Raw genomic sequence first — 13,818 nt, 5'->3', positions numbered from 1 at the left:
GTATTTTCTGCATTGCAAAGGTTTTTGCCCTAAATGGTCGTATTTCTCGGTGGGCGGCATACGTAAACGGGGGCATTCCGCATAAAAGCGAAACACCCCCGTAACAATCGCTCTCCATGAGCAGGGCACGTTAGCAGGCCCGAAGCTCAAAAAGATGCGCTACAGGCGCTCGCGAACCGCCTCGACGACGTTGTCCAGATCGGCGAGCACCTCGTCATGGCTCTGCATGTCGCGCACTTTGACCTTGCCGGCGGCAAGCTCGTCGCCACCCAGGACCAAGATGAGCTTGGCGCCTACCTTATCGGCTTGCTTAAACTGGGCCTTGAGCGAACGACCCTGATAGTCGGCCTCGGTCACGATACCTGCGGCGCGAAGCTCCTGCGTAATGGCAAAGACGTTCTGACGCAGCTCCTTGCCGGCGTTGGCGACATAGACGCACGGGGCCTCATCGGCACCCAAATCGCTGCCAAAGGCCTGCAGGGCCAGCAGGGCGCGCTCAAAACCGACAGCAAAGCCGACGCCCGCCGTGGGCTTGCCACCCTCGAGCTCGACCAGGCCATCGTAGCGGCCGCCGCCGCCGATGGAGCCGACGCCGGCGCCAGGGGCCTCGACCTCAAAGACAGTACGGGTGTAGTAGTCCAGGCCGCGCACCAAGGTGGGATCCTCGACATACTCGATACCGGCGGCATCCAGATAGCGCTTGACCTGCTCGTAGTGCTCGCGGCACTCATCGCACAGGTTGTCACCCATCAGCGGAGCCTCGGCCATGATCTCGCGGCAGTGGTCGTTCTTGCAGTCGAAGGCACGCAGCGGGTTGAGCTCGGCGCGCTCGCGGCACTCGTCACACATCTCGTCTGCGTGATCGAGGATGAACTGCTTGACCTGCTCGCGGTAAGCCGGACGGCACTGGGCGTCACCCATCGAGTTGATGAGCAGACGAAGCTTGGAAAGATCGAAGCCCAGGCGCTTGTAGAACTCCATGAGCATGATGATGCACTCGGCGTCTGCCGCCGGATCGGGAGCGCCGAGCCACTCGATGCCCACCTGGTGGAACTGGCGCAGGCGGCCCTTCTGGGGACGCTCGCCGCGGAACATGGCCTCGGCGTAGTAAGCCTTAAACGGCGTGGAGCCCTGGGGCACCAGATTGTTCTCGACGACGGCGCGCACCACGCCGGCCGTGCCCTCGGGGCGAAGTGCCAGGCGCTGCTTGGGCTTGAGTTTGGTGTCGGTGCCCTCGGTAAAGACGCGCTCCAGGTTGGCACCGCTGAACACGCGGAACATTTCCTTGCGCACGACGTCGGTCGACTGGCCGATACCGTGGACAAACACGTCAACCTGCTCGATCGCGGGCGTCTCGATGGGTTTAAAACCAAACGGCTCGAACACGCCGGCCGCAATCTGCTGCATCTTTTGCCAGGCGCGCATCTCGGCGCCGATAAGGTCGCGGGTTCCCTCCGCCTTCTGTGCCTGCATGGGCAAACACCTTTCTTTTGTATCGCGTCATAGGTAGTGGACATTATACGGCACAAAGCAGCAACGCGGCGGCGCGCCTGACCGAACGAGGGTATGGGGACTCGTTCGGCCAGACGCGCCGCCGCGGACGAAGCGGACAAGCGGCGATGCGCTTTGGCCTACCTACTCCCCCGCCACGCTCGCGCGCAGCTTGGCGGCGATGGGCTCGGATGCCAGCAGGAACACGAGCATGACCACGGAGCACGCCAGGCACACGATCCAGGTGCTCGCAAAGGAGCCCGAGACGGCAAAGAGCACATAGACCTGCCAAAGCTCACCCACAAAGCTCATGCCCGCGAGCACCGTCGAGGTGGCGATAACGGTAAGCGAGCCCAATACGCGGCCACTCACCTTATCGGCAACATGGCCGATAACGAGCGAACCCACGACACTCACCACGGTGGAGATGGCATTGGAGATGTTGTACTGCGCAAGGGAAATGCCCAGGTCGCTGACGATCAGCGGCTGGAACAGGCTCATGCAGTTGACGAAAATCGTGTAGCACGTGGCCATGATCACGAAGCCGGAGGTCACAACGAGCCAGCCGGGGAAGAACTTACGCTGCTGGGACATACTGCTCCTTATTTAACAAACGAATAGCCGGCGCCGGGCGCCGGTAGTGCCCAAGATTGCCTTGAAAGACAAGGGCATAGGCCTTACGGCCATGCCCGCAGGCTTGAAAGGCAAGGTTGGGTGCTACCGGTGGTCGGCGATATAGCCCAAAGCGACGGCGGTATAGGCCGCGGCGCCGAGAGGAAGCTCGGCATCGTTAAAACGTGCCTTGGGATGGTGCTGGGCAAAGTGTTCGTCCGTGTCGGTTACGGCCGCGCCCACGGTAAAGTACGCACTCGGAATCTCGCTCGAGATAAGCGCAAAGTCCTCACTCGCCATGGCATGGAAAAGCGGCAAGAAAGCCACCTTGGGCAGCACTGCGCCCACGTAGCCAAGCGACGCCTGAGTCATATCGCTGTCGAGTACAAGCGGCGGAACATCCGAAAGCGTCTCGATGGTCGCCGGCGTACGATATGTTGCGGCAACGCCGTTAACGACCTCCGCGATGCGGGTCTTTAGGTGCTCCATGAGCTCAACATCAAAGCCGCGCAGCGTTCCCTCAAGCACGCAGGTGTCGGGGATGACGTTGGCCGCCAAGCCGCCGGCAAACTTACCAACGGTAAGTGCGACTTCCTTGGCCGCCGGCACCTCGCGGGAGATGAGCTCCTGAAGTGCCAGATGCACATGCACGCCGGCCGTGATGGGGTCGATGCAAATCTCGGGGCTCGAGCCATGGCCGCCCTTGCCTTGAAGCGTGATGCGAAAACCGTACACGCCCGAGAGCGCCGGGCTGCCGTAGAGCACCAAACCAAGCGGCGACTGGCTATTGACATGCATGGCAAAGGCGACCTGAGGACGCGGGTTCTGCAGCAGACCGTCGGCGATGGCGGCGCGGGCACCCTCAAAGGTTTCCTCGCCCGGCTGGAACAGCAACTTAACCGTGGCGTTGGCATCAACAAGCTCTGCCTCGCGCGCTTTGAGCATACGAGCCGCACCAAGCAGCGCCGTCGCGTGCATATCGTGACCGCAAGCGTGCATGCAGCCGTTGGTGGATGCAAAGGGCTCGCCGGATTCCTCGGCAACGGGCAGGGCGTCCATGTCGCCACGGAGCATGATGACCGTACCGGCCTGCTCATTCGTGCAGACGCCATTACCCTGGGCCGCGGCGGCACCGGCGCCGACAAGGCCCACAACGCAGGAACCATCGACGAGCGTGGCAAACGGGATGTCCATCTCGGTCAGGCGCGCTTGGATATACGCAGAGGTCTGTGGGAGGCTATTACCCAGCTCGGGCATCTGGTGTAGATCGTGTCGCCACGCAGCGAGCTCGTCTGCAAAAGCCTGAGCTTCTGCAACAAGACCGTCACCGATAGCGGTCTGCGCCGCTGCGGTGGCCTTGGGCGCTGATTGCGGTTGAAGATCGGACAAAGCTGGTGCCATAGATGCCCTCCAGTATCGTTTTTGCAGCAAGCACTTTGATAGCATAAAGTGCAAGGTACTACTTTAAGGGCGAGGCATAAAAAATGCCGCCCCGGGAGGGCGGCGCAACAAGTTGTTTACAATTGCGGGCGCGGCTTTCGACGCAAAAAATCGAAGTGAGTCTCGCTCAAGATAATCGACAGGAAGATGAGCGCGAAGCCGGCGAGCAGGCGCGAGGTGAGCGCCTCCCCCATCAGCAGCACCGAGAACAGCACACCCGAAGGCGACTCCATCGAAAGGAGCAGCGAGCCCGTCGAGGCCGGGACATGCGCCAGGCCGACGTTTTGGATGAGCAGAGCCACGCATGTGCAGCCCACCGAGAGAAACGCCATCGCAGTGATAAAGCTCGGCGTCCACACGGACAGAGGCGCTTGGGTCTCGAATAGCAGCGACGTTGCCAGGCTCAGCACGCCGTTGCCCACAAACATCCAAAACGTGATGACGTTGATGTCCATTTTGCGACCGTACTTGGCAGTCACCGCCATCTGGATGGCGAAAAAGACCGCACCCGCCAGCGTAATGACGTCACCGATGTTGAATTCAACGCTATCGAGCGCCACCAAACCAATGCCCGCCAAGCACAGCAGTGCCGCGCCCAGGTTATAGCGGGTGAGTTTTTCGCCGCTCAGAAAATAGCTCGCGAACGGCACAAGGATGCAGTACGTGCCCGTCAAAAAAGCATTCTTGCCCGCCGTAGTATGTGCCAGACCGACCGTCTGCAACGCATAGGCCGCCCACATGAGCACGCCCATACTCAGGCCAACGATCAGGTTGCGAGCGTTGAAATGTGCAATGATGCGCTTGTGGAAGACGGCAAACATGACCAACGCTGCGGGCAGAAAGCGTACATAGAGCAGCTCGAACACCGGAATGGTGTCGAGCGCATCCTTCATAGTGGTAAAGGAGTAGCCCCAGATAATCGCCACCGAAAGCAGCAGAACTTTCCAGAACAGCGGCGAGCGAGCGCCGGCGCCGCGGGAGGTGCCGCCCGCGCTTAGGTCCTCGCGAGCAACAGGGCTATCGGGCAAGTTTTCGATTTCGTTGGCAGCGTATTGGGCCATGGAACATCCTCACACTCAAACTGGGCGTGGTGTCCGCACGCGTAAGGCTGCGTGCCGCCTCATGGTCAAATAAAAACGGGACGCGCCGGACCCCCGGCACGCCCCGCTACTGTAGCAACAACCAAGCAACCCGTGCAATCCAGCCCACTAAAGCGTTTTGTTCCGCCGTTCTACCGAACGGCGGACCGGCCGACGCTGCGCGAGCCGCATTCACACCAATCTGACGTTCAATTTCAAGGGCGCGACCAGAAGGTCAGCGCCCTTTCATTTCACGTCACCTTGGCGCAAATGCGGCTCGCTCGCTGACATTGCCGCAGCATCAGCGTTTACATTGTTGCGCTAGATTAATTTAGTACTCTCCAGCTTTTCGATGATCCAGTCGTTAGCTTTGATAACCGGACGGCGGAAGACGACGCCCAGGGCCAGCGACGGAATCAGGTAGCTCGCCAAGATACCCAGCTCAATCCAGTACTCCATATGGTAGGCACCGGCCATGGCGGCGTGCATGGCGTTGATGCCGTGAGTAAACGGCAGGAACGGGTAGATCGCCTGGAACACGGGGCCGGTCATCTCGATGGGGAACGTACCGCCCGAACCGCCGACCTGCATGACCAGCAGCACGACGGCGAGGGCCTTGCCGATATCTCCAAACGATACCGTAAGCGTGTAGACGATATTGGAGAACACTAGACTCGCGACCCAGCCCGCCAGCACAAACTGCAGGGGATTGTCGCACTGGATGCCAAAGAACAGAATGTCGCCCGCGCACACGAGCGTTGCCTGCAGCAGAGCCAGACCGCCAAAGAACAGGTAGCGACCCAGGTAGATCTCGTGCAGGCGCACGGGGATGAGCTCGTTGATAAGCTCATCGTCAACCGAAACCTTCATCATGGCCGCCAGTACGATCGAGCCGACCCATAGCGACAGAATCGTGTAGAACGGCGCCATAGCCGAGCCGTAGTTGCGGATCGGATAGACCGGCTTGCGATCGAGCGCAACGGGGCCGGAAAGCGACACGGCGAGGCCCTCGGGGTCGCTGCCAATCATTGTCTTAATCATGGCCAGGTCACCCGAGATCAGAGCGCTATCAAGCTCGTCCTTAAAGGCACTGATCTTGTCCGACGCCTCGCCCAGCTGATTGGAAGCCTTGTTGACCAGCTTTGCAGCCTTGGAGAGACCCTTCGCGAGCGAACCAGAGGCGTCGGTCAGACCGCTCACGGCGCTATCCAAGTCACCCGAGATACCGTTCAGGGAATCCAGAACGCCCGAAATGGTCTTCTTGAGCTCCTTGGCCTTAACCGAGAACGTAGAATCGTAGTCGGACTTGGCACCCGAGATACCCGCCTTGGCATCGGCGATGGCCTGGTCGACCTCGGCACGCGAATTGTTGACCTCCGCCATGCTGCCCGAAAGGGACTTTGCGGTCGCCGTCAGGTCCTTCGCATTGTTACGGTACTCCGCGGCAATTCTGCCCAGCGACGTCGCAGCGGACTTGAGGCCGTCTTTGAGCTTGTCATCACTCACCTGGTCGGCAAGGTTGCGGAGCCGATCGGCCATCGCATCGATATCGTCAGCACGCGTATTGAGCGCCGCTGCGGCTTCGTTGAGCTGAGACACCGTAAGGTCAACATGCTGATTCGCGGCATCGAATGCCTTCGCAAGCTCGGCGGACACGTTGTCGAACGAGCCCGCGCTTCCGTCAATCGCCGCGTCAACGGCATCGCTGGCGGCCTTGAGCGCTTCCTTGGAATCATTGATTCCGTTCTTGGCGTGCTCCATCAGCTGCTTCGTCGACTCATCAACGGTGCCCGTCTGCTTGAGCATGCCACCCGCCGATGTCAACGAATCGGACGTAGAGCTCAAAATGCCCGCGAGTGACGTCGCGCTCGCCTGAACGTCCTGCAGGTCCTCGACCGAATCGCCCAGTGTAGAGGACAGATTGGCGATAAAGTTGCTCACCTGGTCGGTGCTCATATAGTCGAGCAGGCTGGACACGGTCTTAAGGCCGATAGTCGTAATGGTCTTGGTAAAGGTCTCGTTGACCTGGCTCTGGACGGCGCTCGAGCCCTTCTCGGTCACGATCTGTGCGATGGCGTTGGCCTTCTGGTTCTCATAGAACTCGATATCGGCGTGCTTCACGTCGGTCGAGAAGAGCGTCATCATGTCTGCGCTAAAACTTTTAGGGATAACAACGGCCGCATAGTATGCGCCCGACTTAACGCCCTCAATCGCCTTATCGCGGTCGTTGAGGACGACCCAGTCGAAGTTCTCGTTGCCGCGCAGGGTGGCGGTTACGTTTTCGCCCACGTTGACCTCGACGGGAATCAGATCGCTCTCGTAGCCCTCGTCAGTGTTGACCACTGCAATTTTAAGGTTGCCGGTATTGCCGTAGGGATCCCAGCTTCCGGCGATGTTAAACCACGCGTACAGGCACGGCACGATGATCAGGCCCATCACAACAACCAAGCCGATCACGGAGCGGGACACGTTTTGGACATCGCGCTTAAACAGGTGCAGGATGTTTTTCATTTATGCCTCACCTCCTTTAGAGTGCTTGCCAAGCGGGGTGGTGTCCCCGTCGTTTCCGCTTACGTTGTCAACGTCGTCGACATCTTGAGCCTTACGATGCGCACCGATATGCGGCAGACGGCTCGTGGGCTGTTCGCTGTCCTTGGTGCCCCGCTCGCTGGCGTTGAGACCAAACATGCGACGGGCAGCAGGGATGGCAGCCGTGTGCTCGCGCATCTCGCGGCGAAGGTCCTCGTCCGAAAGCGCCGAGATACGCATCTGGGTATTGAGGCTCGCACGGATGTACTCGATGTTGATGAGCCAGCCACAGATGGCGATAACCGAAATGATCCAGATAACGAGCAGGATAATCTTGCCGTTATTGTCGATATCGAGCACCGTCGAGAGCACAAAGAGCAGGACCTGCACGCCTACCACGGCAGCAAAACCGCCCTTGATGTAGTACGGGTAGCGATGCTCAAACGCCACGGCATGATCGAGCAGCTCGCGACGGTACGAATCGGAATCGAGCATGACGCGCATGGCCGTGCGCAGCGAATAGCGCTGGCGCGGCAGGTCGTTGGACTCGCAGATCATGAGGCCCGTCGTGGAAAGCTGCTTATCAAAGAGCAGGTTAAGGTTGAGCAGCAGCGGACGCAGCTGCAGGCCGATAAAGAGCGCCACGATCAAGAACACGCCCAGAATGCACAGGTTGAACAGGTAGTTGAACGAATACATGCCGCCGACCGTCTCGCGCAGCAGATTGATGCCGTAGGTAAAGGGCAGCAGCGGGTGCAGCCACTGGAAGAAGCCGGGCATCATCTCGATGGGGTACATGCCCGACGAACCCGGGATCTGCACGATGACGAGAATGACGCCGATAGCCTTGCCGATATGCTTAAACGTGGTGGACAGCGCATAGATGATATTGACGTAGGTGAACGAAATGGCGATGCCGCCCAGCACGAACAGCAGCGGGCTGACGCACTGCACGCCAATCACCAGATCGCCTACCGTAACGATGATGGCCTGCAACGCGCCCAGGATCACCAGGAGCAACCAGCGGCCAAAGTAGCCCTGACGCGCGGTAAAGCTGCCGATGCCTTCGCGATCGACCTCGAGCTTGTAGATGGCGATAAGCACGTAGCCGCCCACCCAAAGCGCCAGGTTGGTATAGAACGGGGCAATGCCCGAGCCGAAGCTCTTAACCGGATAGATCGACTTGGACGCGAGCTCAACCGGAGATGCCATGAAATCTGCCACGTCATTGACATCGACGCCCATCAGATCGGCCAGCTCGCCCATGGACTCGGAGGTCTGCAGCGCCGCGATGTCATTGGCGGCGGTTGCAAGCTTGTCCTGGACCTTGGCAAGCGAGGAATCGGTCTGGGACAGCGTGGTCTTGGCCTGGCCGAGCGTAGCGCTAAGCTGCGCCAACGTGCCGCGCGCATTTGCAAGTGTAGGTGTCATACCCGAGACGATACCGGTCAGGTCGCCCGAAACGGCAGCAAAAGAGTCGAGCGCGCTCGAGGCCTTCGGCAGCGCGTTTTGGCCCAAGTCCGTCTGGGCTTGGCCAAGGTTGGTCGCACCGGTATGAATTGCGTTATTGATAGCGTCACTGGCACCCGAAACAGCCGCTGCGTCATTCGCCATGGCGCTCGACTGCGCGGACAGACCGTCCTTGATGCTCTGAAGCTTTTCATTCTGCTCTCGAAGCAAATCGATGGTCGATACAATGCGCGCGTCAATTTCCTCGGAACCTGTCGACGTGTCATTGGCGAGAATCTCCAAGTGCCCGATAACGGCCTTATTGTGGTCGATCGTCGCTTGAAGAGACTCGAGCGAGTTGTCGATACGGGTGGTCGTAGATGTGACCGCGCCCGTCAGCTTGCCGATGGCAGCGTTCGCAGAGGCCGACGTCTTGGTGAGCGCAAGGCTGCCTTCCGAGAGCGCCTTGGAGAGCGAGGTGATGGAGTTGCCCGCCGTGGTGCGAGCTTCGCTCAGCAGGTCGTTGCCCTGGGAGATCGCCTGCGTCAGCGACGGTGCCTGGCCTTGCAAGCCGGCAAGTGCCGCATCAGCCGAGGCGATAGCGCCGCTCGTCTTATCGATGGCGGCATTCATATCGCCAATCGAATCGCGCACCTCGCCCAAGGTGTCGGACGCCTCGGACACCGAACTTGCCAGCGAGTCCTGAGTCTGGGTTGCCTTGTCCTTTAAATCGACACCGGCATCCTTGGCGATACCGGCAACAGTCTTGCCTACCGTAGAGACAAATTCCGAGTTGATCTGCTCCTCGATGGTGTTTGCACCGGTATCGGTAACCTTGGGCGCAATGGCGCTCTTCTTCTCATTGACGTAGTACGTGAGCTTGGGCTGATGGTAGTTGCCGTCGAGCATCGAAACCAGGTTATCCGAGAAGTTCTTGGGAATCACGATAGCGGCATAGTACTCGCCGCTCTCGACGCCCTCCTTGGCATCGGCCGTCGAGTCGACGAACGTCCAGCCCAACTGATGATTCTCCTTGAGCTGGTCGACCACTTTGTCGCCAGCGTTGAGCTCACCCACCAAGTCGTTTTGGGTGCCTCGATCGTTGTTGGCGATAGCAATCTTGATGCCTTGGGTGTTTCCATACGGATCCCAGTTTGCCACGATGTTATACCAGGCATACAGCGAGGGAATAACGCACACGCCTAGGGTAACCACCAGGGCGACGGGGTTCACAAGCAGTCGCTTAATGTCGCGCTTAAATATCGCAAAGGACACCTTTGCATTGGATAGTTTGCTGCCGAGACTCACGCTTGGACCATCCATCCTGTCGTTAAATCGAATCGTACTATCGACAACCATTGTAGTAGGCGCTTTAACGTCTCAAAGCACAATGGTGTTGAGTTTTGCGGGTAGCAATATACTACGAAGATGAGTTAACGTACAGATGTACAGTATCCTAAATTTCAGCAGGTCACAAAACCACAACCCGCACAAATTAGCAATTCAAATAGTCATCGGGGACGTTCTTAAACGACTAGTCAAACAAAAACGTCCCCAATGACTACTTAGGACCACGGCAACGTCGATGTTTTTGCAATGCCAGCGAGCGGGCGCCAGAGCGAACAAATTGGCATGAAAAGAGGACGGCATAGACCTTCTGGTCATGCCGTCCTCTTTGAATGACAAGTTGTCGCTCTGGCGCCCGCGCAGCGTCGACTGGTCCGCCGTTCGTTAGAACGGCGGAACTGAGGGCAGCGTCGAGCTGTTACGCGGTTTGGTAAAACCGCGTAACTACCTAACTACATCAAGTTGCAGACAGCCGCCGCGAAGGCTACGGGATCCTCGGGGAGGATGCCCTCGACCAGCAGGGCCTGGTCATAGAGCAAACCGGAGTACTGCTTGATCTTGTCGGCGTCGCCCGCCTTCTGAGCGGCGACGAGCTTGGAAAAGACCGGGTGCTTGGCGTTGAGCTCGAGCACGCGTTGGCTCTTGGGCATGCCGTCGGGCGCGCCCTCGGGTCCCTTCTGGAGCACCTTCTCCATCTCAAGCGAAAGCGGACCCTCGGTGGTGATGCAAGCGGGGGCATCGGTCAGGCGCGCGGAGACGGCAACTTTCTCGACCTTGTCACCGAGCGCCTCCTTCATAGCGCTAAAGAGGTCCTCGTTTTCCTTGGTGGCGTCCTCGGCCTCCTTCTTCTCGTCCTCGGTCGCCAGGTCAAGATCGCCGGTCGCGACGTTCTTGAGCTCCAGATGACGATCCTCGACCTCGGGCTCGGCACCGTCGGCCACAGCCTTCTCGGCAGCCTCGCGGGCAGCATCGTCCTCGTAGATCTTGGGCATATCGGCGGCAACGTACTCACGCATGGCCTGGAACGTGAACTCATCCACATCCTGCGTCAGCAGCAGCACGTCATAGCCGCGGTCGAGCACGCCCTTTACCACGGGCATCTTGGCCAAGCGCTCGCGCGAATCGCCGGCGGCGTAGTAGATGGCCTTCTGATCCTCGGGCATGCCCTTGGCATACTCGGCCAGGGTAATCATCTTCTGTTCCTTGGCAGACCAGAACAGCAACAGGTCGGCGAGCTCATCGGCCTTCATGCCATAGCTCGAGTAGATGCCGTACTTAAGGCCGCGGCCAAAGTTCTCAAAGAACTTCTCGTAGGCCTCGCGGTCGTTGTCACGCATATCCTCAAGGTCAGCGGTGATCTTCTTTTCCACACGCTTGGCGATGGCCTTGAGCTGACGGTTCTGCTGCAGCGTCTCACGCGAGATGTTGAGCGACACGTCGGCGGAATCCACGACGCCGCGGACAAAGTTGTAGTAGTCGGGCAGCAGGTCGTCGCACTTCTCCATAATCAGAACGTTGGAGCTGTAGAGCGCCAGACCCTTCTCGTAATCCTTGCTGTACAGATCGAACGGCGCGCGGCCCGGCACAAACAGCAGGGCGTCATACTCGAGCGTGCCCTCGGCATGGAAGCTGATGGTGCGCGCAGGATCGTCAAAGTCGTGGAACGTGGACTTGTAGAACTCGTCGTAGTCCTTCTGCTCGACATCGGAGCTGCGCTTCTTCCAGATCGGTGTCATGGAATTGACGGTCTCAAGCTCCTGGTAGTCCTCGTACTCGGGCTTGTAATCGTCGCCGGCGTCCTCGGGCTTGGGTTTCTGGCGGCTTTTGGACACCATCATCTGAATCGGGTAGCGCACATAGTTGCTGTACTGCTGAATCAGGCTCTTGAGACCCCACTCGGTCAGGAAGCGATCGTAGGTCTCGGCCTCGCCGTCGGCATCGAGCTTCTCGTTCTCGCGCAGCGTCAGGATGACATCGGTACCGTGCTCGGCGCGCTCGCCGTCCTCGATGGTGTAGCCCTCAAGACCGTCGGATTCCCACACATGGGCGACATCCTCGCCATAGGCGCGGCTCACGACCTTCACGTGGCTGGCGACCATAAAAGCCGAGTAGAAGCCCACGCCAAACTGGCCGATGATGTCGACATCCGAACCCTGCTGCTCAGCGTTCTCGGTCTTAAACTCCTCGGAGCCGGAATGGGCGATGGTGCCCAGATTGCGCTCGAGCTCCTCGGCGGTCATGCCAATGCCGTTATCCGAGATAGTAATGGTGCGGGCGTCTTTATCAAAGGAGACGCGAATAGCTAGGTCGCCCTGGTTGATCTTGACGCTCGGGTCCTGCAGGCTCTTAAAGTTGAGCTTGTCGACGGCGTCGCTCGCGTTAGAGATAAGCTCGCGCAGGAAGATTTCCTTATTGGTGTAGATGGAGTTGATCATGAGGTCGAGCAGTTTTTTGCTCTCGGTCTTAAATTGACGCATGTGCAGTCCTTTCGCGCTACCCCCGTCCGCAAAAACGGCCCGGTTGCCCGAGCCGCATCGCAGACCTGCTATGTTCAGACTTAGATTTTATAACCCAATAGCGCGCATATATACATACGGAATCGAAAAACTGTATGTCCGAGCGCTCCAATGCGTCAATTGCCAAGGAGTGTCCCCAGCTGCCGGCAGAAAAGGAACGTCCCTATCTGCCATCTACGCGCTTGGCCATCCAGACATGGGGCTGGCCCTCGTCTTCGTAATCTACCGGGGCAATTTGCGTGTAGCCCGCCTTTGCATAGAGCGGCAACACGTATTCCTGCGCATGCAGCTTAATAAGCTTAGCGCCGGCATCGCGTGCACACGAAGCACTGGTCTCCACGATCGCACTCGCCAGTCCGCGACGACGCATAGCCGGCAGCACGGCGACGCGCCCCATAATGTAGGTCTCCCCCGCCGCAACGCCTTCGTCCATGTCGCATGCCGGCAACACCGGGGCCTCTGCGTCAGCCACGCGCTCAAGCTCTTCGGGAAACACGCGCGAGCAACCGGCAAGCTCGCCGTCTACATAGAGCGTCACATGAATGCAGTTTGGATCCTCGTCGATAGCGTCGAACTCATTCTCGTAGCCCTGCTCGTCCATAAAAACGACGCGGCGCACCAACGCCGCGTCATCAAAGCATCCCGTCTTAAGTTGGATATCCATGGCTGCCCTTTCATTCAATGCGAACGTTAGGGACAGATTTTAGCGAAAATGAGCTCCGCGTACGCTAAACTTCGCGCGAGCCTTCGCCAGGCAGTCGTAATGACCCACGTTATGGGCATCGCTCGCGATGAAGCTGTACAGGTTCTGATCGAACAGGCGCTGTGCCGGCTTTTTCTCGCGACCAAAGCGACCGCCGGCAATAAAGTCCGCCGAAGCCTGCAGCTTGCAGCCCATATCGACCAGACGCTCCGCCACGCTTACATCCTTTTGAACCGCACGATAGCGCTCAGGATGAGCGATGATCACCTGGTAGCCACGGCACTGCAAATCGTAAATCGTGTTCTCGTACTCTCTAAACGCATACGCATCGGCATGCGTCGAAAGTTCGAGCAGAAACTCGTTGGTCCCATCGAAATGCAAGTGCTCCGCGGCATCGATACCAAGCTCAACGAGCTTTCGATGGTTGACCTCGAAGCCCATCTGGAGCGGAAAACCGTCAGCGTTATCACGCAGCAGCTCAAAGGCATCCCACATCTTGTCGTAATCAAAATAGGGATCACGGCAGTGAGGAGTGCAAACGATTCTGGTTACACCGGCCCGCTTGGCAGCCTCGAGCATCGCCAAGCTCTCATCGAGATCGGCGGCGCCGTCGTCTACACCCGGCAAGATATGGCAATGAATGTCACGCATA

At 58.9% G+C, this 13,818-nt stretch carries 9 protein-coding genes; all 9 read right to left on the bottom strand.

What is annotated here, in order from left to right; genetic code table 11:
• Positions 1-159: 159 nt before the first annotated feature.
• The 9 genes from hisS to LCQ44_RS04830 all read right to left on the bottom strand — a co-directional run bounded on the left by hisS (position 160) and on the right by LCQ44_RS04830 (position 13,817).
• Entirely contained in the window at positions 160-1,473 is a 1,314-nt protein-coding gene (gene hisS, locus LCQ44_RS04870; protein ID WP_117640032.1) for a histidine--tRNA ligase, read from the bottom strand.
• Between the two features lie 162 nt (positions 1,474-1,635).
• Positions 1,636-2,085, bottom strand: a complete 450-nt coding sequence (locus tag LCQ44_RS04865) for a hypothetical protein (protein WP_175406112.1) — start codon at positions 2,083-2,085, stop codon at positions 1,636-1,638.
• A gap of 123 nt (positions 2,086-2,208) precedes the next feature.
• Complete coding sequence (locus LCQ44_RS04860; protein ID WP_138374569.1) at positions 2,209-3,504, bottom strand: M20 family metallopeptidase; 1,296 nt, start codon at positions 3,502-3,504, stop codon at positions 2,209-2,211.
• Positions 3,505-3,620: 116 nt separating this feature from the next.
• Positions 3,621-4,604, bottom strand: coding sequence for a DMT family transporter (locus LCQ44_RS04855; protein WP_225094226.1), 984 nt, complete (start codon positions 4,602-4,604; stop codon positions 3,621-3,623).
• Between the two features lie 339 nt (positions 4,605-4,943).
• Positions 4,944-7,133: a YhgE/Pip domain-containing protein gene (locus tag LCQ44_RS04850; RefSeq protein WP_195245838.1), complete on the bottom strand. Its 2,190-nt coding sequence runs from the start codon at positions 7,131-7,133 to the stop codon at positions 4,944-4,946.
• Positions 7,134-9,875: a YhgE/Pip domain-containing protein gene (locus LCQ44_RS04845; RefSeq protein ID WP_225094225.1), complete on the bottom strand. Its 2,742-nt coding sequence runs from the start codon at positions 9,873-9,875 to the stop codon at positions 7,134-7,136.
• Between the two features lie 524 nt (positions 9,876-10,399).
• A complete protein-coding gene (gene htpG, locus LCQ44_RS04840; RefSeq protein ID WP_225094224.1) occupies positions 10,400-12,424 on the bottom strand; it encodes a molecular chaperone HtpG in 2,025 nt (674 codons plus the stop codon).
• Between the two features lie 202 nt (positions 12,425-12,626).
• Positions 12,627-13,127 carry a GNAT family N-acetyltransferase gene (locus tag LCQ44_RS04835; protein ID WP_225094223.1) on the bottom strand — a complete coding sequence of 167 codons (501 nt, stop codon included), beginning with the start codon at positions 13,125-13,127 and terminating at the stop codon, positions 12,627-12,629.
• A 39-nt stretch (positions 13,128-13,166) separates the two neighbouring features.
• Complete coding sequence (locus tag LCQ44_RS04830; RefSeq protein ID WP_022094060.1) at positions 13,167-13,817, bottom strand: tyrosine-protein phosphatase; 651 nt, start codon at positions 13,815-13,817, stop codon at positions 13,167-13,169.
• Between the last annotated feature and the right edge of the window lies 1 nt (position 13,818).

The organism is Collinsella aerofaciens, assembly GCF_020181355.1.
Classification (GTDB): domain Bacteria; phylum Actinomycetota; class Coriobacteriia; order Coriobacteriales; family Coriobacteriaceae; genus Collinsella.
The sequence above is the reverse complement of the archived record's forward strand: the minus strand, read 5'-3'. Positions and strand labels throughout refer to the sequence as shown.